Consider the following 21226-nt stretch of genomic DNA (forward strand, 5'->3'; position numbering starts at 1 on the left):
GACTGAGGCGTCTCGCAATCCACGCTGCGGGACGGTATGGTGAGAGTTTCCCGACCATATCCCTAGGCCTATGTTCGAAGGACTGCGTTTCAATCATTGGAAAACGAGCCTGGATGACAGTGGCATCGTCACCCTCACCCTGGATCGCGCCAATAGCAGCGTCAACGCGATTTCACGGGAAGTGCTTGATGAGCTTGGGCAAATCGTCGAACGCCTGGCGATCGAAAAGCCGGCCGGGGTGATCATCCATTCGGCCAAGTCGAATGGATTTGCGGTGGGTGCGGATATCAAGGAGTTCGTCGAATACGCCAAGCACGGCACCGTGCAGGAAAACATCGAGAACGGCCAGCGGGTATTCGAAGCCTTGGCACGCCTGCCCTGTCCGACCGTAGCAGCCGTACATGGTGCTTGCATGGGTGGCGGCACCGAGCTAATCCTGGCCTGCAGTCAACGTATCGCAGCCGACGATGACAAAACCCGCATTGGCCTGCCCGAGGTCATGCTGGGCATCCACCCCGGCTGGGGTGGGTCGGCACGTCTGCCGCGCCTGATCGGCGCGCCCGAAGCACTACCCATCATGTTGACGGGCAAGGCCCTGTCGGCGCGCCGCGCCAAGTCCCTTGGCGTCGTAGACCGCCTCGCCCGCCCCGAAGAGCTGCTGCCCGAAGCACGCGCATTACTGCGCCACCCGCACGCGCGCCCCTTTGCGCAGCGTGCCGCTGCATGGGCAACCAATACCTGGGTCGCGCGGCAAATCCTTGCGCCGATGGTCATCAAACAAACCGCGGCGAAGGTGCGCAAGGAACATTACCCTGCACCCTTCGCGCTCATCGATGTCTGGAAGCGCGGCGGCAGCCAAATACAGCAGCGCCTGAAACTGGAAGCACGCTCGGTATCCAAGCTTGCCGATACACCTACGGCGCACAACCTGATCCGCATCTTCTTCCTGCAGGAACGCCTGAAAAGCCAAGGCAGCGGCATCGACGCCGAGATTCGTCATGTGCACGTGGTAGGTGCTGGCGTGATGGGAGGAGATATTGCGGCATGGGCCGCCTTCAAAGGTTTCGACGTCACGCTGCAAGACCGCGAGATGAAGTACATCCAGCCCGCGCTGGATCGTGCGCGTGCGCTGTATGAGAAAAAACTCAAGACGCCGGAAAAGGTCGAGGCAACCAGCCGCCGCCTGCGTCCGGACGTGGAAGGCGCCGGTGTTGCCAAAGCTGATCTGGCGATCGAAGCCATCTTCGAAAACGTCCAAGCCAAGGAAGCGTTGTACGCCACGATCGAACCGCAATTCCAGAACCAGGAAATCCTGGCGAGCAATACCTCGTCCATTCCGCTGGATGAACTGCGCAAAGGCCTGAAGGCACCGCAACGTTTCCTCGGCCTGCACTTTTTCAATCCGGTCGCGCAGATGCCGCTGGTCGAAGTGGTTCGTCACGATCAACTGGATCCCGCGATCGAGAAACGCGCACTGGCGTTCTGCAAAGCCATCGGCAAATTACCGGTTGCAGTCAAGGGCACGCCCGGTTTCCTGGTCAATCGCATCCTGATGCCTTACCTGCTTGAGGCGCTACGTCTTTATAACGAAGGCGTCCCCGGTCCCGTGCTGGATAAACAAGCCAAACGTTTCGGCATGCCGATGGGACCGATCGAACTCGCCGACACCGTTGGCCTGGACGTGTGCGCATCGGTAGGCAAGGAACTGGCCCCCTTCCTCGGTCTTGAGCTTCCGCCTGGTCTGGAAGACAAACTCGAAGCCGGCAAGCGCGGCAAGAAGGACGGCCAGGGCTTGTACACCTGGCAGGATGGCAAGCCGCAAAAGCCGCAGGTAGACCCTGACTACACGCCGCCGCCGGATCTGCAGGAGCGCATGATTCTGTCGATGGTCAACGAAGCGGTCGCCTGCCTGGGTGACGGTGTCGTCGATGACGCAGACCTGCTGGACGCCGGCGTGATTTTCGGCACCGGCTTTGCGCCGTTCCGTGGCGGCCCCATTCAATACGTTCGCAGTGAAGGCGCAGAAGCGATCCGCCAGAAGCTCGAATCGCTGGCGAAGCGTTACGGCGAACGTTTCACACCCAAGAACGGGTGGGATCATCCTGCACTCAAGCAGAGCGGCTTCGAGTTTCCGTCCGGCAGTTAAGTAATACCGATCTTGTCGTCCCGGCCGCGGCCGGGACGACCGCTAGTCAAAGCGGAAATGCGGCGTTATGTCCTTGCGACTTACCACATCAAATCATCTGGCACGCCATCTTCACCGACACCGCCAGTAGCAGGATCCACCAGCAAGGCCAGCAAGTGCGGATCGATATCGCGAACCTGCTCGGCAATCGACTGCGTTACCAACACATAATGCCCGCCATGCTGCACGATGCCCAGCTTGCCGGCGTTGAGTTCAGCCAATTGCGGCGCGTCCACGTATACACGACGAATCTTGCCGCCATATTCAAAATGGCGCACCTGATCCGCATCCGCTTTGTTGAGCGCCTTCCCTTCCAGTAACTGCTGCAGCTTGGCCTTGCGTTCGCGCTTCAGGCGCGCCTGCTCGGCAGCCGCCTGTTCTAAGCGCTTGCGCTCGGCGGCTTCCGTTTGCGCACGCATGGCGTAAGCCTTGGCAAGGTCCATTTCTTCCTGACTGCGCGCAGGCTTGTTGGGCCTGTGCGGCGGCTTGCCTTTGCCATGTGGACTGCCTTGCCTGGCCGGAGGTTGCTGCTGACGCTTCTCATCCTTGAGCTGTTTGACGATGCCGCTCTTGAGCAGCTGATCTCGCAGTGAGTCGACCATGATCGAAAACCCGAATATCGCGTGTTGCGTTTCAATAATGTGGCGGTGGTGGTTCGGAATGTGGGTCGTGTCCATGCCCCGTGCGCACCGAAGCCAGCTCGCTGCGCAGCTCGCGCACCAGGCGCTCCAGCTCGGCAATGCGCAAGGATTGGTCGGCGTCAGCCACGGTCAACGCCTGCACGGCATCATCAATGAAGGTGAGCCGCACTTCCAGTTCCGCAAGTCGTTGTTCGAGGTCGCTCATCATGACTCAGGACGCGAGATGCTACGCCCCCGGCCGATCCCGTAATACGCCAGCCCTGCCTCTTCGACAGCTTCCGGCTCATACAGGTTACGCCCGTCGAAAATGGCCGGCTCCTTCAACATCGCGCGAATGCGCGCAAAGTCAGGACTGCGGAAGGCTTTCCACTCCGTGACAATGGCCAGCACATCCGCGCCGTCCAGCGCCTGATACGCGCTATCGCACAGCACAAGATCGTTGCGCTCACCGTACACGCGACGTGTTTCGTCGCGCGCTTCGGGATCGAAGGCACGCACCGTGGCACCGGCATCCCACAAAGCTTCCATCAGGCGGCGGCTGGAAGCCTCGCGCATGTCGTCGGTATTGGGCTTGAACGCGAGTCCCCACAAAGCAATGGTTCGACCGCGCACGTCACCATTGAAATAACGCTGGATGAAGCCGAACAGCTTGGTCTTCTGGCCATGATTGACCGCTTCCACTGCGCCTAGCAAACGCGCGTCATAACCGACCGAGCGAGCGGTGCGCTCCAGTGCTTGTACATCCTTGGGAAAACACGAACCGCCATACCCGGCGCCTGGGTAGATGAAATGGTAGCCAATGCGCGGATCCGAGCCGATGCCCTGGCGCACCAGTTCCACGTCCGCGCCTACCCGCTCGGCGATATTGGCAATCTCATTCATGAAGCTGATCTTGGTCGCCAGCATCGCATTGGCCGCGTACTTGGTCAGTTCGGCCGATCGCACATCCATCACCACGGTGCGGTCGTGATTGCGATTGAATGGCGCGTACAGCTTACGCAGCAGATCAATCGCACGCTCGCTGGAACTGCCGATGACGATGCGATCGGGGCGCAGGCAATCCTCGACGGCATCGCCTTCTTTCAGGAACTCAGGGTTGGAAACCACATCGAATTCGATGCTCGCGCCACGCGTGGCCAGCTCGGCTGCCACGGCTTTATGTACGCGATCCGCAGTGCCCACCGGCACGGTGGATTTGTTGACGATTACCGCATAGCGATCCAGATGGCGGCCGATCGACTTGGCCACACCCAGCACATACTGCAGATCGGCGCTGCCATCCTCGTCCGGCGGCGTGCCTACGGCAATGAAGATGATCTGCGCATGCGCAATGGCCGAGGCCGCTTCGGTCGTGAAATCGAGCTGCCCATTGGCGTGATTGCGCCGCACGATGGGTTCCAGCCCTGGTTCGAAAATGGGTACCTCGCCACGCTCCAGACGAGCCACCTTGGCCTGATCAATATCCACGCAGACAACATGGTTACCCATTTCGGCCAAACAGGCCCCAGTGACCAAGCCCACATAACCGGTGCCGAAAATGGTGACTTTCATCGTATGGATCACAACCTTGCTCAGAAGGCGCCGATTCTAGCAGGGCATATAAGAAACCCCAGTGTCACCCATGAAGGTCATTAAGCGCATAAACACAAAGAAACAGGGCGCGAATTGCTTCGCGCCCTGCTCTTAGTCTCCCTGGTATGCCAGCAACGATTACTGCTCGCCGCCGCCACCATTGCCGCCACCGGCATCACCACCAGCGTCGCCGCCGGGACCGCCAGCAGCGCCGGCCGCGGTCGGACCGGTGCTGACCAGGGTCACGTCGAAGATCAGCGTGGAATTCGGCGGGAACGGACGCTGCGGCTCAGCACCGTAGGCGAGGTTCGCCGGGATGAAGAGCTTGTAGTGACCGCCAACCTGCATCAGCTGCAAGCCTTCGCGGAAGCCCGGAATCACGCGAGCCAACGGGATCGAAGTCGGTCCCGGCGGGTTGTTCTTCGACGAGCTGTCGAAAACTTCGCCATTCACGAACGTACCGGTGTAGTTCACCTTCACGGTGTCATTCGGGCCCGGGCGAGCGCCGGTACCCTGGGTGAGCACCTGATACTGCAGACCCGAGGCGGTGGTCTTCACGCCAGCAGCAGTCTTGTTCTTGGCAAGGAAAGCGTCGCCTTCAGCCTTGTTCTTGACCGAAGCAGCATCGAACTCAGCCTTGGCCTTGGCACGCAGCTGGGCTTCGAAAGCCTGAGCGGTGGCGTTGAACTCCGCTTCGCTCATCGGCGGCTTCTTGCCGGAAAGCGCGTCCTGGACGGCCTTGGCAACGGTCGCCGGATCAACGGCGTCACGCATGATCGGCGGTACGGAACCGGCCAATTCATAGCCGACCACGGTGCTGGCCTTGATCTTGTCTACGGTGCCCGTCGCAGTGCTGGCGCTGCTGGACGTCTGTGCCTGCGCGCCAGCGGTCATGCCCAGCGCAACGGCTAGCGCGGCCGCCGTCAGCGTGGGTCGCAGAAATTGCTTCATTTGGTATTCCCTCGTTATGGATATGCCGGCGTGCCGGTCGGACCTCCCCCGTGTGGAGGCTGGCCCCGCATTGTGCGGTGTCCAGTCTGGTCTTGGCAACGACGTTCAGGGTCTGACAGCCGTTCCGATCAAAGGTTCATCGGCGTGAGTGTGCCAAACGTCTCATTCAGCTCTGTTTGTGATCGGCGGGTGAAGGCTTGTCCAGCGTCTCGCGCAGGGCCGCCTGCAAGCGCGCATGCACTTTCACGAACCCGCGCCAAAGCACAATGGCGAGCAAGACACACGCGCCAACAAGGGATAAAGCCACGCCGCGCGGCGGCAAAATCGCCGAACCCAGCGCACTGACAAGGAACGCCAGGACAATCAGCGTGGTCAGCGGAATCAACTTCGCAAGAATCTGCCGGATGGCCTGGGTATACGCCCCGGCAAAACGCTCCCGTATGCCCAGTTCCGCCAGCAGCATGCCCAGCGCCTCCGCCTTGCGATACACCGCGATCAGCAACGGCAGCGACAAGAACAAGGCACACGCCCAGATCAGGGAATGACGCATATCACGGCTGAGCCCCCAATGCTCGAACCAGGCGGCGTTATGCGCATTGATGTAGGCACCGATGACGAACAGCGTCACGACCAACGCAATATTTATCGCGATATGCCAGAGCAAACGGCGAAACATCGCTGCGAGTACGGCGTTTTCGTCGACGGGACGCAGGTTCTCCACCCACCCGCTATAACTGGTCAACAGCAACCGCAAAGGACGCGGTACGACACGTGCCGCCACATGCGCAAGCAGATCAGCTGAGCGAAGCAGATAAGGCGACGCAAGCATGCAGATCAACGCCACGGCCACCGCAATCGGGTAGATGAAATCGCTGACCGCACCCAACGTAAGACCCAGCGTGGCAATCACAAACGAAAACTCACCGATCTGTGCCATGCACAATCCGGTGCGCAGGGATGTCCGCACATCGTGGCCGATGAAAAACATGCCGGCGCTGCATACTACGCTTTTGCCGATCATCACCGCGAGAGCGATCAACACCGCCGGCCAGACATGATGCGCCAGTTGTGCGGGATCGATTTTCAAACCGATGGCGACAAAGAAAAGCGCAGCGAACATATCCCGCAGCGGTTCGACCAGATGCACCACGCGCGGCGCGCTGCGCGCCTCCGCCACCACGGCACCGGCAAGAAAAGCGCCCAGCGCCACGCTGAAACCCAGCCATGCTGCAAGCAGGCTTGCACCAAAACAGATACCGAGCGTGCTGACCAACAAGGTCTCATCACGCTCCAGGCGGGCGACGTAATCCACCAGGCGCGGCAACAGCAGCAAGCCCACGATCATGCCAGCCACCACAAACAGACCCAGATGCCCCACCAGGCTGAAGGCCGCAATCGTCTGCACGGTTCCGCTGATCGCGATCGCAGTAAGCAAGGTGAGCAGCACGATGGTCAGCATGTCCTCGGCCACCAGCATGCCCACCACCAGACGCGCGAACGGCCATTGGCGCAAGCCGTTCTCCGTCAAAGTGCGCGTGGCCACCATGGTCGAAGACAGCGCCATGATCGCGCCAAGAAACAAGGCGTTGCGGCCACCCCAGCCGAACAGCAGCCCGAGCTGGTAGCCCACCCACAACATGAAGCCCACTTCGAACACGGTAACCAGCAGCAAGCTCCCGCCAACCTGCCGCAGCTTGCGCACGCTGAATTCGAGCCCGAGCGTGAACATCAGCAGCACCACACCGAGATTGGAGATATCGGCGATGGTGCGCGGATCCGCCACCAGTACACCCGGCGTATGCGGGCCAATCACCACGCCGGCAAGGATGTAACCCGGCAGCACCGGCAAGCGCAGGCGCTGGAACAGCACCGTGGTGGCGCCTGCCACCAGCATCACCAATGCAAGGTCACGAATGAAGCCGATGTCGTGCATGCCTTCCTCTTGGCGTGGTCTCGCTGTCAGCTTAAACCGTAGCAAGATTCACGCTGCAGACGAGATGGAACATCGGCTCATCGAATCATGAAATTTTTCTAAAAAATTGCTTGACTGAATTGAAAACCCAGCCTATTCTTTCGGGCTTCCAGCGGCGGGGCCATAGCTCAGCTGGGAGAGCGCCTGCATGGCATGCAGGAGGTCGGCGGTTCGATCCCGCCTGGCTCCACCAACATACACGTCCCCATCGTCTAGAGGCCTAGGACATCACCCTTTCACGGTGGCGACCGGGGTTCGAATCCCCGTGGGGACGCCAATTCAAGCGATAGCCTGACCGGCCATCATCTGGAATTGGAAATGGACTTAGTGTGTAGGTCGCTGGAAGGTAGTAACAAGCAAGCTGGTTAGAACGCGGAGCGGTAGTTCAGTCGGTTAGAATGCTGGCCTGTCACGCCGGAGGTCGCGGGTTCGAGTCCCGTCCGCTCCGCCATTAACCAGAAAGCGTTACCCAAGAAGCTCGCCATCGTGCGGGCTTTTTTGTTGCCTGAAAACAGGCCACCTATGCGCGTTTCGCCACCTGCTCCAGCGTACCGGCCGAATGCCCCTGCTCCGCCAGATACTCCAGCCAGCGCGCGAGAAAACTGTTCATCTGCAAGCGATGCTGAAACACGGTATGAGCAGGCGTGAAAGGTCCCAACACCTGCCACAGATGCCGGCCCGGATGGCAATGCAAGGCTTCCGCCACATGCGCGTCGTTGTACACGCGCAACTGGGCCGAAGGCGCACGGCGCCCCGTTTGAGCGTCGACAAAACCGTAGGTGAGTTCCAGCTCCAGCGTGTACGGATGGCACTCCTGCACGACCAGATGCACCGGCAAGCCGTCGTCGACATCGGACACGTAATCGCCCACCGCCAGCTTCTGCGGCGCAAACAGACGCGTCAGCCGATGGTAGTTTTCGGCATACAGTCCCATCAGGAACTCAAAGCGTCCTGGCAGCAAGGCGGTGCGGCGGTCGAGTACGGCACTCATAAGGGGCGGTAAATCTCCACTCAGAACATGGTTCTTTCTATACCGAATTGATCGAAGATTTTGCTGGCAATCTCTTCGATCGATACGTGGGTTGTATTGAGACAAGGAATGCCGGCCTGCCGCAATAGGCGGTCGGCCTGTTCCAGCTCCCACTGGCATTGCTTCAGTGTGGCGTAACGGCTGCCCGGGCGTCGCTGTTCGCGGATCTGGGCCAGGCGAGCGGGCTCGATGGTCAGGCCGAACAGGCGATTCTTGTAAGGCCGCAAACGCGCGGGAAGTTCGAGTTTTTCCAGATCCTCGTCAGTGAGTGGGTAATTGGCGGCGCTCACCCCGTAATGCAAGGCCATGTACAGACAGGTTGGCGTCTTGCCCGAGCGCGACACCCCCACCAGGATCAGATCGGCCTTGGCGTAGTCCACGTCGATACCGTCGTCGTGGCTCAGCGCGTAGTTGGTGGCATTGATGCGGGCCTCGTATTTCTCGAAATCCACCAAGCCATGGGAGCGGTTCACCGCACCGGAATGACGGGTGGCCAACTCATCCTCCAGCGGCCCGATAAACGGGGCAAACACGTCCAGCATCAGCGCGCCACTGGTGGCGACGATGTCGCACAGCGTGCGGTCGGCCATGGTATTGACCACGATCGGCCGCTCCCCGCTCTGCGCATAGCGGGTCTTGATGCGCGTCGCCGCCGCCTCGGCTTTTTGCGGGTCATCGATAAACGGCAGGCGGTGTTTTTCGAACTGCACCCCCTCGAATTGGGCAAGGATGCTGTTTCCGATGGTCTCGGCCGTAATACCAGTGGAATCGGAAATGAAAAAAACCGAACGTTGCATGCGTGTTCCGTGGGCTGAGGAGGTTCCTGCCCTGCACCATATCGCAAGCAGGAATCCCTGTCTTTGCTTGACCAACACCTGACTGGTATGCAGTTGGCGCGGCTTCCGAGCGCAATGGTCTTCTTGTGCCACGCACCATCGACAGGGACAATACCAGTCTTTCGCGGTTCGGATTTCTCTGACACCGCTCCCAGCTTATTAATGACGAGCTCTTGAGGAGACTTCCCTTGAACGACCTGGTGCTTTGGCTCGACCAACTGCGCATGACCGACCTTGGCAAGGTTGGCGGCAAAAATGCGTCACTCGGCGAGATGATCGGTAACCTGGCCCAGCTCGGAGTATCCGTGCCGGGCGGCTTTGCCACCACGGCCGACGCCTTCCAGCAATATCTGGAAAAGAGTGGTCTGTCCAAGCGCATCGCCGAACGGCTGGCCACGCTGGACGTCGATGACGTGGACGCCCTGGTTGCCGGCGGCAAGGAAATCCGCGGCTGGATCGTCGACACCGCCCTGCCCGCCGACCTGGAAAACGCCATCCGCGCGGCCTACACCAAGCTCTGCAAAGACGCCGGCAGCGACAACATCGCCGTCGCCGTGCGCTCCTCCGCCACCGCCGAAGACCTGCCGGATGCCTCGTTCGCCGGCCAGCAGGAAACCTTCCTCAATGTGGTCGGCATCGACGACGTGCTGCACAAGGTGAAGGAAGTCTTCGCTTCGCTTTACAACGATCGCGCCATTGCCTATCGCGTGCACCAGGGCTTCAAGCACGAAGACGTGTTCCTCTCCGCCGGCGTGCAGTTGATGGTGCGCTCGGATGTCGGCGCCTCCGGCGTGCTGTTCACGCTCGACACCGAATCGGGTTTCCGCGACGTGGTGTTCGTCACCGGCAGCTACGGCCTGGGCGAAATGGTCGTGCAAGGCGCGGTGAACCCCGACGAGTTCTACGTGTTCAAGCCCACGCTGAAGGAAGGCAAGCCCGCCGTGCTGCGCCGCAGCCTCGGCGCCAAGCAGCAGCGTATGGTGTATTCCAACCAGCCGGGCGAGCGCGTGCGCATTGAAGAAACACCCGCCACCGACCGCAACCGCTTCTGCATCAGCGACGCCGACGTGCAGGAACTGGCCAAGCAGGCACTGGTGATCGAAAAGCACTACGGCCGCCCGATGGATATCGAATGGGCGAAGGACGGCAACACCGGCAAGCTGTACATCGTGCAGGCGCGCCCGGAAACCGTGAAGTCGCGCGCGCATGCCACCCAGATGGAGCGCTTCCACCTCAGCGAGAAAGGCAAAGTGCTGGCCGAAGGCCGCGCCATCGGCCAGAAGATCGGCGCCGGCAAAGCGCGCGTGATCCGCTCGCTCGCCGACATGAACAAGGTGCAGCCGGGCGACGTACTGATCGCCGACATGACCGACCCCGATTGGGAGCCGGTGATGAAGCGTGCCTCGGCCATCGTCACCAACCGCGGCGGCCGCACCTGCCATGCCGCGATCATCGCGCGCGAGCTGGGCGTACCCGCCGTGGTCGGCACCGGCAATGCGCTGGATGCCATTCCGGACGGCCATGAGGTCACCGTGTCCTGCGCCGAAGGCGACACCGGCACGATCTACGAAGGCCAGCTCAAGTTCGAACGCGTCACCGCGGATCTCGGCGCCATGCCCGAAGCGCCGCTGAAAATCATGATGAACGTGGCCAACCCCGAACGCGCCTTCGACTTCGGCATGCTGCCGAACGCCGGCATCGGCCTGGCCCGCCTGGAAATGATCATCGCCAGCCACATCGGCGTGCATCCCAAGGCCCTGCTCGAATACAGCAAGCAGGACGCCGACACCAAGGCCAAGATCGACGCGCGCATCGCCGGCTATGCCGATCCGGTGAGCTTCTATATCGATCGCCTGGCCGAAGGCATCGCCACCATCGCCGCGTCGGTGTATCCGAAGCCGGTGATCGTGCGCCTGTCCGACTTCAAGTCCAACGAATACGCCAACCTGCTCGGCGGTTCGCGCTACGAGCCGCATGAAGAAAACCCGATGATCGGCTACCGCGGCGCCAGCCGTTACGTCGATGCCGGTTTCGCCGAGTCGTTCGGCCTGGAGTGCAAGGCCGTCAAGCACGTACGCGAAGTGATGGGCCTGACCAACGTATGGGTGATGATCCCGTTCGTTCGCACGCTGGAAGAAGGCCGCAAGGTCGTCGGCGTGCTCGGCAAGAACGGCCTCAAGCAAGGCGAGCATGACCTGAAGGTCATCATGATGTGCGAGCTGCCGTCCAACGCGCTGTTGGCCGACGAATTCCTCGACATCTTCGATGGCTTCTCGATCGGATCCAACGACCTCACCCAGCTCACCCTGGGTCTGGACCGCGACTCCGGTGTGGTCGCCCACCTGTTCGACGAACGCGATCCCGCCGTGAAAAAGCTCTTGTCGCTGGCGATCCAGACGGCACGCAAGCGCGGCAAGTACGTCGGCATCTGCGGCCAGGGACCGTCCGATCACCCGGATCTGGCCGAATGGCTGATGGACCAGGGCATCGAATCGGTATCGCTCAACCCCGATACCGTGGTCGACACCTGGCTGCGCCTGGCCAAGAAAAAAGCCGGTTGATGCTTGAGCAATAAAGCAACGGGGCGGTGGCAACACCGCCCCGTTTGCATGGGCGAGGCTGAAACTCCCAAACGCCCGCGCTGTCAGTATTCCCATCCATCGCCAACTGACCAGGGAATGCCATGCGCCGCTTGCTGCAATGCCTTGCCAGGAACAAAGGGTTCATCACCTTCATGCTCTGCCTGATCATGTTCCGCAGCGCATGCGCTGACTGGAGCGTGGTCCCCACCGGCTCCATGCAACCCACCATCCAGATCGGCGACCGCATTTTCATTGACAAGGCCGCCTACGACATTCGCCTCCCGCTCACCCATATCTCGCTGATCCACCTCGCCGATCCGCAACGCGGCGACATCGTGGTGCTCGACTCCCACGCCGCGAAGGAGCGCCTGGTGAAGCGCGTCATCGGTATTCCCGGCGACCAGGTGGCGCTGCGCGACAACGTGCTCTACATCAACGGCGTGGCCGCCACCTACTCCCCGGTGAGCGTCAACGGCATCCACGACGACCGGCGCGATCCCGCCCACTATGACGTGGAGCAGCTGGGCAGCCTCCAGCACCTGGTCCGGCTCTCGCGCTACTACCCCAGCGAGATGCGCAATTTCGGGCCGGTCACCGTCCCCGCCGGCCACTACCTGCTGATGGGTGACAACCGCGACAACAGCGAAGATTCGCGCTACCTGGGCTTCTTCCCGCGCAACGAAATCGTGGGGCGCTCGCGCTACGTCGCCCTCTCACTGGACCCGAATAACGATTACCTGCCCCGCCGCCAGCGCTTTGCCGCCCCGCTCGACGGCCCGCTCACCGCCTCCAGGCATGCCACCGAATAAATCGGCCGCCGACCAGTTGTCACAAGCAGGGTCACCCCTTATCATGTTCGGCTCGCGCGGACCACGCGCACCTTTTCGGAGAGGTGGCAGAGTGGTCGAATGTACCTGACTCGAAATCAGGCGTACGTGTAAGCGTACCGTGGGTTCGAATCCCACCCTCTCCGCCAGAAGACCCAAAAAGCCCCTGAGAAATCGGGGGCTTTTTGTTTTCTCGAACGTGCCTTCACCATCCCAACTATGGTCAGGTAACGGCCGTTGTCTCGTGCGGGGAATCATCGGGAGTCACTGCCTCTAGCGGGGCTTCTGTAATAACTACCGCCCTCACTTCGTTAAAGCGGCAAAAGGTTTTAAGGTGGCCATGGACCTGAGGAGAAAAAGCCTTAATCAACGTCATCAGGCTACGGTACCGATCTGGTAGATCGGAAATGTGCGCTATAGGCTCGTGATGAAAAACGCGGTTCCTCAGCTTGCGTGCCTTCTCCATGAGGTCAGCTATATCCCTGCGATTCCTCAGCGGCTTGGGTGCTCGCGGCACCAACTTGGGAATAAGGGCAGGCCAAAACTGACCGCCGTGCTCATATCGAGCATTCAAGATTGCGCACCAAAAACCGAATGAGAGCGCTGCAACAAGGTTATCTGGCGTTTGTGGCTTGGAATGTTGAACAAGTTTATCTTCAGCCTCCTTGACAAGTTTCAAGTCCGCGCTGGTGAGCCCGACTTTGTAGAACCACTCGGGAGTACCTGCATGCACGCTCAGAACCTCGTGAACGCGATTTCGAACCACGATCTCGAGCATGTGGAGTGCCGGATACAGAGCTTCGCTTATGAGCAAATTCTGCGCATGCAGGACCACTCCTAGCTCGTGGTCATGCCCGGAAGGATCGAACCGAGCCATCCTTGGGACCGACAAGCATCCGGAGATGTCGAGAGCATCAGCAGGGGAAATATGAACAGCCCATGCCGGGGAGTTGAATCGTGGCATCCCTTCCTCTACGCTTTTCCATGAAGTCCCCGGATGTCCCCCTCCCCGCACTGCTTAAAGCGGGTGATGGCGCCGGGGTTTTTTTTGCCCTTCGGATCGCAGCAGAGAGCCATAGGCTACTTGCCGCGATCCGAAAGCAATTCAGCCCAAAGCTTACCTTCAATCGAACGTGACTGCGCTCAGGTTTTCGGTGAATTCAAATACGGGCGCGCACTTTTAAAAGATCGTTCGGAACCATCGCGTTCAAAGTCGGCACACGTTTCAGCCCCGCTTCGATTAGAGACCGGACCAAAACCGCGAGCTTGATAGTTAAACCGCGATTAGCTATCTCCGATCTTTTCTGACCCTGGCACTTAGAGACCGCAGATGCGTCAGAGAAATCCGCGAACTTATCTACTCCATCGCCGCTAACACGTCATCAAGTTGCAGGCCCAAATTCTCAAAACACTGCCCCAGCATGGATCGTTGGATTTCCAGCGGTTCGTTCTCTTCGGCCTGCGTAGCTGCAAAGGTCATGCGGGCCATCAGAAGGAGCTGATCACGGATCTGCTCCAGCTTTTCGAAGTTTTCTTCGCGCAGCAGATAACCGTGCGGTGCTTTAGCCACGTCGCGTGGTTTGCTCATGGGTCACTCCAGGCTGTGGATGGCGCGGCGGACCTGCGCTTGATCAATGCGACGTGCGGTCTAGATGCTCGATCTGGTTGATCTCTTCCAATCGCTCCAGCGGTTCACCAATCAGTCGGCTGATCAGCTCAAGGGTGCGCTTCATTTCCGAGCGGGGAATCAGGTTGGCGTCGCCTTCGTACAAGTCATCCTTGCAGGCGACCTTCGCCATGATCAGCAGCATGCGCTGCAGGTTTTTCAGTTCGATGTAGTCGTCTTCTGACAATAGGTAGTGCTTCAATCCGAAGGGATCGATGTAGGTGCTATCCATGGGTGTTCTCCGCACGTGTTTAGGTCGCCCGTGCATTGCGCACGGGCGAAGGGTCTGCAAGAAAAACCTGCTCGTTTAGTTGGAATCAGCGGATTCCGGCTGAACGATTACCCACTTAGGGCTCGACGTTGCGCCATCGGCGCAGCGGTGAGGTAAGGGGAATGCACCAGGGCGGGGTCACGCAAGCGTGTGGGTGCCTTAAGATCGAGCGTAGCCATCATTGACTCCTGTATCGAGTTGATTGTGGTTAGCGGATCGTTTGGGCTCCTAACCCCAGACGGTCCGCGCTTACCTCACTAGTGTCGGGCGTGTCGTTTTCATCTCCGGGATGGGCACGTCCGACACGCATATGATCTTGGAAGTGCAAGGCCTGCGGTATCAGAAGATGCTGACGCGCGTTGACAGGGGAAGTCGCTGTGTTTGCGCTTCCTTTTCTCGCCTTCGTGCCGTGAAGCGCCAGTGGGCCTCGATGGCTCTCTCCCATTCTTGCCGTAATAGCTCCCTCTCCCCTCCGGGGAGAGAGCCTGCCCCGGACTTGATCCGGGGGTTGGGGTGAGGGGCTGCGCTTGCGGGGAAATTCAGAGCTTGCTCGATGTTTCTTTGCAGGCTCATCGCGAGGTTGGCCCCTCACCTCAGTCCTCTCCCCGGAGGGGAGAGGAAGAAAAGCGTATTGCGTTTCTTTGGTGGCTCATCGCGAGACTGGCCCCTCACCTCGGTCCTCTCCTCGCTCCTCAAAGCCGAGCACATCCATGTGCTCTCCCCGCGTGCCCCGGAGGGGAGAGGAAGAGAGCGTGCGGCGCATTTGTTTTGCGCCACGCATGCATATCCGGCATGCTGCGCCCATTCACGCAGTAGACGCTCATGATCGAATTCGGACACGGAACCCATGTCGGATTGCGCCGTACGCGCAATGAAGACACTTATTACGCTGATGGAGCACTCGGCCTGTTTCTGGTGGCCGATGGCATGGGTGGGCATCAGCATGGGGAGGTGGCGTCTGCGCTGGCACGGGATGTGGTGGTGAATGGGGTGCGCCGTGGGCAATCCCTGGCCGAGGCCGTGCATGGCGCTGCCGCGCAGGTGCTGGAGCGGGCCCAGCGCTATAACGATGCCCTGCCGATGGGCAGCACGGTCGCGGCGATCCGGTGCACTGAGCAGACCTATGAAGTGGCATGGGTGGGCGATAGCCGCATCTATCAATGGAAGAACGGGTTACGTCAGCTGAGCCACGATCATTCGCTGGTGCAAGGGCTGGTCGAGGCCGGCTTGATCGATGAAGCGCAGGCGCGGCGGCATCCGCAGCGCAATGTGCTCACCCAGGCGTTGGGCATTACGACGCTCGGCCAATTGCATATCAGCATGGCTAAGGGACAACTGACGACGGACATGAGCTTTCTGGTTTGCAGCGATGGCCTGACCGAGGAAGTGAACGACAACGCTATTGCGGGCATCGTGGGCCGGCAGGATCTCGCGGCGCAGGAATGCGTGGATCATTTGCTGCTCGCCGCGCTGGACAACGGCGGCAGCGACAACATCACGGCGATTCTGGCGCGCATCCGCTGATGCACGCCTGGTAGCTCAAATCTCGGCTTCCTGCTTGCGCCAGACCGATTGCCCACCGGCACTTTTGTCGAGGGCATCCAGCCGCTTGGCGTGCTCGCCGAGTTCTTCTTCGGTGGCGCGCAGCACGCGCGGACGCCGCGCCAGCACCACGGGTGTGACGGCCTTGCGTGCACCGCCTTCGCCCTTGCCTTCAAAACCCAAATCGAGCACGACCTGCCCGGATGTCATCGCCAGATAGACATCGGCCAGCAGTTGGGCGTCGATCAGGCCGCCGTGCAGATCACGCGCGGAGTTGTCCACGCCCAGGCGCTTACACAAGGCATCCAGGCTGTTGCGCTGGCCGGGATAGCGTTCGCGCGCCATGGCCAGGGTGTCCAGCACCGGACAGTGATCGCTGATGCGGCCGTATTGCGCGCCGGCCAGCGCCAACTCGGCATCGAGGAAGCCGACGTCGAAGGTGGCGTTGTGGATGATCAGTTCCGCGCCATCGATAAAGGCCAGGAACTCTTGCACGATGTCGGGGAAACGCGGCTTGTCGAGCAGGAATTCATCCGCAATACCCGTGACTTCACGCGCGCCTTCATCAATCGCGCGGTCCGGGTTGAGGTAGGTTTGATAGTGGCGACCGGTGGGCCTGCGTTCGATCATTTCGACGCAGGCGATTTCGATCAGGCGATGGCCCTGGCGTACTTCGAGGCCAGTGGTTTCGGTATCGAGAACGATCTGCCTCATGCGCTGCCCTTGTCTTTGAATTGCTCTGCCTGCTCACGCGCGGCCTGATCCACACGCTCATTTTCCACATGCCCGGTATGCCCGCGCACCCACTTCCAACGTACCTGATGGGATGCGGTGGCGGCAGAAAGCCGTTGCCAGAGATCCTGGTTTTTCACCGGCTTCTTGTCGGCGGTGCGCCAGCCATTGCTGATCCAGCGCGGTACCCATTCTTCGATGCCTTGCATGACATAACGCGAATCGGTGGTCACCGTCACCTTGCACGGGCGCTTGAGTGCTTCGAGGGCACTGATGGCGGCAAGCAGTTCCATCCGGTTGTTGGTGGTTTGGGCTTCTCCGCCGCTCAGTAACTTCTCTGTCCCCTTGGACCTCAACAGCGCCGCCCATCCACCCGGGCCAGGATTGCCGAGGCACGCGCCATCGGTAAACGCTTCCACATCCGCCACTCGTTCTGCTCCGCCTTCTTGTTCGTATGTTTTTGCAAGGTTGTTAACTGACTGAGCTGCGCCGCGCACCGGGTGCGAGGCCAGCCTGAACCGGTGCGGTGACCGGCTTGGGGCGCAAGCGGGTCGGTATGCTCATCGGCCCCTTCTTGCGCGCCACCAGCACATAACCGCCACCGATCAACCCCGAGGCCTCGCCGCCCCCATTGGACGGCAACGGCAACGCCCGCCCTACCCGCTGGACCCGTTCGATCTGCAGATCCGCGCGGCGCAGGCGTGCTGCGAGCTGAATGGGGGACGTGGCGTGGGCCGCGCTGCCCCGTGTCTGCCACAGCCACCAGGGGGTCCAGCCGCTCAGCGGATTGACCCCGGTGAGCACCAGCATGCCGCCGGGGGCGAGTACCCGGATGATCTCGTCCAGGGAAAGCTGGGCGGGCTCCAGGGCGTGCCGCAGCAAGACCAGGTCGAAGGCCCGGTCCACAAACGGCAGTGGCTCGGTGGCACTGGCGCGAAGGTCGCCCTCAATGCGCCCCTGGGACAACCGCAGCGTGACCCACTGGCCCAGATAGGGCGGGTTCGGGGGCTCGTCCTGGGCGGCGGCTGACAGCAGCAGCGCCCGCGTGCCGGTACAACGGCGTAAATCCGGGAGGTAGGCCACCGTTTCATCGGCCAGCAAACCACGCATAGGCGCACTTGCGTAAATGTCGTGGGCGCGCTGTGGCATGTGCCGTTGGCCTGTCGCAGGGGCGGATTGAGCAGAGAGTTTACCGGTTGGCTTCACAAATGGTTGGCTTCACAAAGACGAACGGCTGCTCAACAGTATTCGAAAGATATATCGAATAACGCATATCTAACGAATGCTCGTCCATCGGCCCGTATAGTCCAGGGTCGCGCGCATGCCGGGAAGCCTGCGTCAGTCGATACGAAAACAGAGCGGAGAACGCCTTGCACGTCGTACCGTTACCGGCGCTTGCCGACAACTACATCTGGCTGCTGCATGACGACAGCAACCAAGCCATCGTGGTCGATCCGGGTGAAGCAGCTCCGGTCGAAGCTGCGCTCGCCTCGCGTGGACTCAACCTGCGTGCCGTTCTGCTGACGCATCATCACGCCGATCACATCGGCGGCGCTGATCGTCTGCGCCAGCGCTATGGTGTTCCCGTCTATGCGCCTGATGATGATCGCATCGGTGTGGCTACGCATCGCATGAAAGATGGTGAAACGCTGCATCTGCAACAGCCGTCTGCGCGCTTCGAGATCATCGCGGTACCGGGACATACGCTGAGCCATATCGTCTACGTGGGCGAAGGTGTGCTGTTGTGCGGCGATACGTTATTCAGTCTCGGCTGCGGACGTCTATTCGAAGGCACGCCGGCGCAGATGCTTTCGTCGTTGCAACGCCTCGCTGCGCTGCCCGGCGAAACACTGGTGTGTTGTGGCCATGAGTACACGGCTGCCAACGGTCGCTTTGCGCAGACGATCGAACCTGAGAATGCGGCACTCAAGCAACGGCTGGATGATGTGGCCAAGCTTCGCGCCGATCATCGCCCGAGTGTGCCGGCGACATTGTCCAGCGAGTTGGCTTGCAATCCTTTCCTACGCGTAAACAGTGAGAGTGTGATGGATTGGTGCCGCCAGCACGGTGCGGCGAACGATCCTGTTGCACGCTTCGCTGCGTTGCGTTCTGCCAAGGATGTATTCCGCGCATGAGACCGACGCAGCGACTTCTTCCCGTTGTGCTCGGCTCGCTGCTTGCGGCCTGCGCCACGCCACCGACCACCAACACCTCGCATACACCCATTACCGTCACTCCGACGCCGGCACCCGCACCGGCGCCTGCCGCCGCGCCGGCACCTGCACCTGCGCCAGCAGCGCAGGACGATTCATCGGCTTCACAAACCGATACGACAGCCGTGTGGGACAAACTGCGCAATAGCTTTGCCATGTCCGACTGCGATGCGGATCCGCAGATCATGGTGTGGGCGCATCGCTACACGCAGAACCCGCAGCGTTTTGAAGCACAGATGAGCAGCGCGTTGCCGCAATTGATCTACGTGCAGCAGATTGCGCAGAAATACGACGTCGCTGGCGAATTCGCCTTGCTACCGTGGGTGGAAAGTCAGTATCGGCCCGTTCCGGCACACCGTAATCTGCCGGCAGGCATATGGCAGATCGTTTCGAGTACGGCGCACGTGATTGGCCTGCACTCCGATCACAGCTATGACGGACGCCTGGATACCGCCGCATCGACCGACAGCGTGATGCGCATGCTGCACGATTACTACGGCAATCTGCATGACTGGCGTTTGGTGGACTATGCCTTCAATCGCGGCGAATTCGGCATGCAGAAACTGGTGCAGCAGCATGGGTTGCCGCCGGATGAGCCGGCGATTCCGAAGCTGCCGGTGCCGCGCGTGACGCGCGAACACCTGACCAAGCTGCTGGCCATCTCCTGCGTGGTGCGCGAGCCTGAGCGGTTCAACGTCGAACTGCCGACGCTTGCCGCCGATCAACATCTGGAAACGGTGGAAGTCCATCACGGCATGACGCTGTCCAAGGCGGCCACCAACGCCGGCATGGATGCTGACGCGCTCAAGCAGCTGAATCCGGCCCTGCTGACCGACACGGTGAATGCTGACGCCCCAGGACACCTGCTATTGATGCCGCATCGCAACGCCGAGCAATTGCGCACGGCCATGCAGTTGGCCAACGACCAGGACATGACGGCCAGCCTGAGCAATACCGGCAACCATTCGCCCGACCTCGGTGTTTTTGCCGACAACGCGGCGCCGTCCGCGGACGATGCGACACCGTCCACCCCATCGGCCCACCATGTCCGCACGCATACCGTGCGCTCTGGCGAAAGCCTGTGGCAGATCGCCAAGAATTATTCCACCAGCGTCAGCAAGATTGAGCGCTTGAATAATCTGCGTGGCAAACCGCTCAAGCCCGGACAGGTGCTGAAGCTCGACGCGCCGTAAATCCGGACTGAGCAGTGCCTGCCAGGGCCTGTTGGCACTATTGGCGTGACCCGCGCCGGAAGCTGCTTGCGCGCGAGGGAATGTACGTCGGTACACGACTGAGCGATGACGCCGGATGGTAGGCATACAGACCCGGCCCTTCGGGTTGCCGTAGACTGGCGCCTTGGCGCAGACCATCTTGCGGAGGTCGTATGGGTTTCCTGCACGGCAAGCGCGCCCTGATCACCGGCATTGCCAGCCAGCGTTCCATCGCCTGGGGTATTGCCAACGCCATGCATCGCGAAGGCGCGCAACTTGCCTTTACCTATCCGAACGATCGCATGAAAGATCGTGTCGATGAGGCGGCCAATACCTTCGGCTCCAACATCACCCTGCCTTGCGATGTCGCCGACGACGCGCAGATCGAAAACCTGTTCGTAGCGCTGGCTAAACATTGGGATGGCTTCGATGTCCTGGTGCATTCGATCGGCTTTGCGCCGCGCGAAGCGTTGCAGGGCGAATTCCTGGACAACCTGACCCGCGAAAACTTCACCGTCGCCCACGATATTTCCAGCTACAGCCTGGCCGCGCTGGCCAAGGCGGCGCGGCCGATGATGGCGAACCGCAATGGCGCGATCCTCACCCTCACCTATCTGGGCGCCGAGCGGGCGCTGAGCGGTTACAACGTGATGGGGCTGGCCAAGGCGAGCCTGGAAGCGAATGTGCGCTATCTCGCTTTCAATCTTGGTCCGGAGACAACGCGCGTGAATGCGATTTCCGCCGGGCCGATCAAGACCCTGGCCGCGGCGGGCATTGCAAATTTCCGCAAGATGCTGGAACACGTGGAAGAGCATGCACCGCTGCGTCGCAGTGTGACGATCGAAGAAGTCGGCAACGTCGGCGCGTTCCTTTGTTCGGACCTGTCCTCGGGCATCACCGGCGAAGTGATTTACGTCGATGCCGGTTACAGCATGCTTGGCATGACGGGCGTCTGACGCACGGCGTTCAGCGCGTACAAAAAAGGCGGCTCGGGA

General features: G+C 60.7%; 20 protein-coding genes and 4 tRNA genes. 11 read left to right on the forward strand and 13 right to left on the reverse strand.

The window, feature by feature from the left end:
• Positions 1–70 precede the first annotated feature (70 nt).
• Complete coding sequence (locus tag ISP19_RS10195) at positions 71–2146, forward strand: 3-hydroxyacyl-CoA dehydrogenase NAD-binding domain-containing protein (protein WP_204681472.1); 2076 nt, start codon at positions 71–73, stop codon at positions 2144–2146.
• Positions 2147–2226: 80 nt separating this feature from the next.
• Here ISP19_RS10195 and ISP19_RS10200 read toward each other — a convergent pair whose 3' ends face one another.
• The 5 genes from ISP19_RS10200 to ISP19_RS10220 form a co-directional block, all read right to left on the reverse strand.
• Positions 2227–2787, reverse strand: a complete 561-nt coding sequence (locus ISP19_RS10200; RefSeq protein ID WP_204681474.1) for a DUF2058 domain-containing protein — start codon at positions 2785–2787, stop codon at positions 2227–2229.
• Between the two features lie 31 nt (positions 2788–2818).
• Entirely contained in the window at positions 2819–3031 is a 213-nt protein-coding gene (locus ISP19_RS10205) for a SlyX family protein (protein ID WP_204681476.1), read from the reverse strand.
• On the reverse strand, positions 3031–4377 hold the full coding sequence (locus ISP19_RS10210; RefSeq protein ID WP_204681478.1) for a UDP-glucose dehydrogenase family protein: 1347 nt from the start codon (positions 4375–4377) through the stop codon (positions 3031–3033). Before ISP19_RS10210 ends, ISP19_RS10205 begins: the two co-directional genes overlap by 1 nt.
• Before the next feature lie 159 nt (positions 4378–4536).
• Complete coding sequence (locus ISP19_RS10215) at positions 4537–5349, reverse strand: FKBP-type peptidyl-prolyl cis-trans isomerase (protein WP_204681480.1); 813 nt, start codon at positions 5347–5349, stop codon at positions 4537–4539.
• Between the two features lie 166 nt (positions 5350–5515).
• Positions 5516–7282, reverse strand: coding sequence for a cation:proton antiporter (locus ISP19_RS10220; protein WP_204681482.1), 1767 nt, complete (start codon positions 7280–7282; stop codon positions 5516–5518).
• Between the two features lie 156 nt (positions 7283–7438).
• Here ISP19_RS10220 and ISP19_RS10225 point away from each other — a divergent pair.
• The 3 genes from ISP19_RS10225 to ISP19_RS10235 all read left to right on the forward strand — a co-directional run bounded on the left by ISP19_RS10225 (position 7439) and on the right by ISP19_RS10235 (position 7772).
• Positions 7439–7514 (forward strand) — tRNA-Ala (locus ISP19_RS10225).
• An 8-nt stretch (positions 7515–7522) separates the two neighbouring features.
• Positions 7523–7598: transfer RNA gene (locus tag ISP19_RS10230), tRNA-Glu, on the forward strand.
• Positions 7599–7695: 97 nt separating this feature from the next.
• A tRNA-Asp gene (locus tag ISP19_RS10235) sits at positions 7696–7772 on the forward strand.
• A gap of 69 nt (positions 7773–7841) precedes the next feature.
• On the opposite strand, the gene ISP19_RS10240 is transcribed toward ISP19_RS10235, so the two are convergent.
• Both ISP19_RS10240 and ppsR read right to left on the reverse strand, forming a co-directional pair.
• Positions 7842–8312, reverse strand: coding sequence for a DUF1249 domain-containing protein (locus ISP19_RS10240; RefSeq protein ID WP_204681484.1), 471 nt, complete (start codon positions 8310–8312; stop codon positions 7842–7844).
• 20 nt (positions 8313–8332) lie between these two features.
• Positions 8333–9148: a posphoenolpyruvate synthetase regulatory kinase/phosphorylase PpsR gene (gene ppsR, locus ISP19_RS10245; RefSeq protein ID WP_204681486.1), complete on the reverse strand. Its 816-nt coding sequence runs from the start codon at positions 9146–9148 to the stop codon at positions 8333–8335.
• A gap of 227 nt (positions 9149–9375) precedes the next feature.
• Here ppsR and ppsA point away from each other — a divergent pair, with 227 nt between their 5' ends.
• The 3 genes from ppsA to ISP19_RS10260 all read left to right on the forward strand — a co-directional run bounded on the left by ppsA (position 9376) and on the right by ISP19_RS10260 (position 12745).
• A complete protein-coding gene (gene ppsA, locus ISP19_RS10250) occupies positions 9376–11748 on the forward strand; it encodes a phosphoenolpyruvate synthase (RefSeq protein ID WP_204681488.1) in 2373 nt (790 codons plus the stop codon).
• Positions 11749–11870: 122 nt separating this feature from the next.
• Positions 11871–12578 carry a signal peptidase I gene (lepB, locus tag ISP19_RS10255; protein WP_204681490.1) on the forward strand — a complete coding sequence of 236 codons (708 nt, stop codon included), beginning with the start codon at positions 11871–11873 and terminating at the stop codon, positions 12576–12578.
• A 77-nt stretch (positions 12579–12655) separates the two neighbouring features.
• Positions 12656–12745 (forward strand) — tRNA-Ser (locus ISP19_RS10260).
• 74 nt (positions 12746–12819) lie between these two features.
• Here the strand turns inward: ISP19_RS10260 and ISP19_RS10265 are convergent.
• From ISP19_RS10265 to ISP19_RS10275, 3 genes are all read right to left on the reverse strand, one after another.
• Positions 12820–13374: a hypothetical protein gene (locus ISP19_RS10265; protein ID WP_204681492.1), complete on the reverse strand. Its 555-nt coding sequence runs from the start codon at positions 13372–13374 to the stop codon at positions 12820–12822.
• Positions 13375–13953: 579 nt separating this feature from the next.
• Positions 13954–14184 (reverse strand): XAC0095 family protein, encoded by a 231-nt coding sequence (locus tag ISP19_RS10270; protein WP_204681494.1) that lies wholly within the window; start codon positions 14182–14184, stop codon positions 13954–13956.
• 43 nt (positions 14185–14227) lie between these two features.
• Positions 14228–14494 carry an XAC0095 family protein gene (locus ISP19_RS10275; RefSeq protein ID WP_204681502.1) on the reverse strand — a complete coding sequence of 89 codons (267 nt, stop codon included), beginning with the start codon at positions 14492–14494 and terminating at the stop codon, positions 14228–14230.
• Between the two features lie 861 nt (positions 14495–15355).
• Here ISP19_RS10275 and ISP19_RS10280 point away from each other — a divergent pair.
• Positions 15356–16057: a PP2C family protein-serine/threonine phosphatase gene (locus ISP19_RS10280; protein ID WP_204681504.1), complete on the forward strand. Its 702-nt coding sequence runs from the start codon at positions 15356–15358 to the stop codon at positions 16055–16057.
• A 15-nt stretch (positions 16058–16072) separates the two neighbouring features.
• Here ISP19_RS10280 and dnaQ read toward each other — a convergent pair whose 3' ends face one another.
• Genes dnaQ through ISP19_RS10295 form a run of 3 tightly spaced genes read right to left on the reverse strand, consistent with a single transcriptional unit; the run spans position 16073 to position 17917 of the window.
• Positions 16073–16789, reverse strand: coding sequence for a DNA polymerase III subunit epsilon (gene dnaQ, locus ISP19_RS10285; protein WP_204681512.1), 717 nt, complete (start codon positions 16787–16789; stop codon positions 16073–16075).
• Positions 16786–17235 (reverse strand): ribonuclease HI, encoded by a 450-nt coding sequence (rnhA, locus tag ISP19_RS10290; protein ID WP_204681521.1) that lies wholly within the window; start codon positions 17233–17235, stop codon positions 16786–16788. Before rnhA ends, dnaQ begins: the two co-directional genes overlap by 4 nt.
• Positions 17236–17278: 43 nt before the next feature.
• Positions 17279–17917, reverse strand: coding sequence for a methyltransferase domain-containing protein (locus ISP19_RS10295; protein WP_239556718.1), 639 nt, complete (start codon positions 17915–17917; stop codon positions 17279–17281).
• Between the two features lie 260 nt (positions 17918–18177).
• On the opposite strand from ISP19_RS10295, the gene gloB reads away from it, so the two are divergent.
• The 3 genes from gloB (at position 18178) to ISP19_RS10310 (ending at position 21187) form a co-directional block, all read left to right on the forward strand.
• Positions 18178–18942, forward strand: a complete 765-nt coding sequence (gene gloB / locus ISP19_RS10300; protein ID WP_204681532.1) for a hydroxyacylglutathione hydrolase — start codon at positions 18178–18180, stop codon at positions 18940–18942.
• Positions 18939–20213 (forward strand): LysM peptidoglycan-binding domain-containing protein, encoded by a 1275-nt coding sequence (locus ISP19_RS10305; RefSeq protein WP_239556719.1) that lies wholly within the window; start codon positions 18939–18941, stop codon positions 20211–20213. The genes gloB and ISP19_RS10305 overlap by 4 nt, the downstream gene beginning before the upstream one ends.
• A 191-nt stretch (positions 20214–20404) precedes the next feature.
• Positions 20405–21187, forward strand: coding sequence for an enoyl-ACP reductase FabI (locus ISP19_RS10310; RefSeq protein ID WP_204681534.1), 783 nt, complete (start codon positions 20405–20407; stop codon positions 21185–21187).
• Positions 21188–21226 lie beyond the last annotated feature (39 nt).

Origin of the sequence: Dyella flava, assembly GCF_016904955.1 — a bacterium.
Taxonomy (GTDB): Bacteria; Pseudomonadota; Gammaproteobacteria; order Xanthomonadales; family Rhodanobacteraceae; genus Dyella_B; species Dyella_B flava.

What these genes read in the sequence shown, in the direction of transcription:
- ISP19_RS10195 (WP_204681472.1), top strand. Translation starts at nt 71, where the DNA reads ATGTTCGAAGGACTGCGTTTCAATCATTGGAAAACGAGCCTGGATGAC.
- ISP19_RS10200 (WP_204681474.1), bottom strand. Translation starts at nt 2,787, where the DNA reads ATGGTCGACTCACTGCGAGATCAGCTGCTCAAGAGCGGCATCGTCAAA.
- ISP19_RS10205 (WP_204681476.1), bottom strand. Translation starts at nt 3,031, where the DNA reads ATGAGCGACCTCGAACAACGACTTGCGGAACTGGAAGTGCGGCTCACC.
- ISP19_RS10210 (WP_204681478.1), bottom strand. Translation starts at nt 4,377, where the DNA reads ATGAAAGTCACCATTTTCGGCACCGGTTATGTGGGCTTGGTCACTGGG.
- ISP19_RS10215 (WP_204681480.1), bottom strand. Translation starts at nt 5,349, where the DNA reads ATGAAGCAATTTCTGCGACCCACGCTGACGGCGGCCGCGCTAGCCGTT.
- ISP19_RS10220 (WP_204681482.1), bottom strand. Translation starts at nt 7,282, where the DNA reads ATGCACGACATCGGCTTCATTCGTGACCTTGCATTGGTGATGCTGGTG.
- ISP19_RS10240 (WP_204681484.1), bottom strand. Translation starts at nt 8,312, where the DNA reads ATGAGTGCCGTACTCGACCGCCGCACCGCCTTGCTGCCAGGACGCTTT.
- ppsR (WP_204681486.1), bottom strand. Translation starts at nt 9,148, where the DNA reads ATGCAACGTTCGGTTTTTTTCATTTCCGATTCCACTGGTATTACGGCC.
- lepB (WP_204681490.1), top strand. Translation starts at nt 11,871, where the DNA reads ATGCGCCGCTTGCTGCAATGCCTTGCCAGGAACAAAGGGTTCATCACC.
- ISP19_RS10265 (WP_204681492.1), bottom strand. Translation starts at nt 13,374, where the DNA reads ATGCTCGAGATCGTGGTTCGAAATCGCGTTCACGAGGTTCTGAGCGTG.
- ISP19_RS10270 (WP_204681494.1), bottom strand. Translation starts at nt 14,184, where the DNA reads ATGAGCAAACCACGCGACGTGGCTAAAGCACCGCACGGTTATCTGCTG.
- ISP19_RS10275 (WP_204681502.1), bottom strand. Translation starts at nt 14,494, where the DNA reads ATGGATAGCACCTACATCGATCCCTTCGGATTGAAGCACTACCTATTG.
- ISP19_RS10280 (WP_204681504.1), top strand. Translation starts at nt 15,356, where the DNA reads ATGATCGAATTCGGACACGGAACCCATGTCGGATTGCGCCGTACGCGC.
- dnaQ (WP_204681512.1), bottom strand. Translation starts at nt 16,789, where the DNA reads ATGAGGCAGATCGTTCTCGATACCGAAACCACTGGCCTCGAAGTACGC.
- ISP19_RS10295 (WP_239556718.1), bottom strand. Translation starts at nt 17,917, where the DNA reads ATGCGTGGTTTGCTGGCCGATGAAACGGTGGCCTACCTCCCGGATTTA.
- ISP19_RS10305 (WP_239556719.1), top strand. Translation starts at nt 18,939, where the DNA reads ATGAGACCGACGCAGCGACTTCTTCCCGTTGTGCTCGGCTCGCTGCTT.
- ISP19_RS10310 (WP_204681534.1), top strand. Translation starts at nt 20,405, where the DNA reads ATGGGTTTCCTGCACGGCAAGCGCGCCCTGATCACCGGCATTGCCAGC.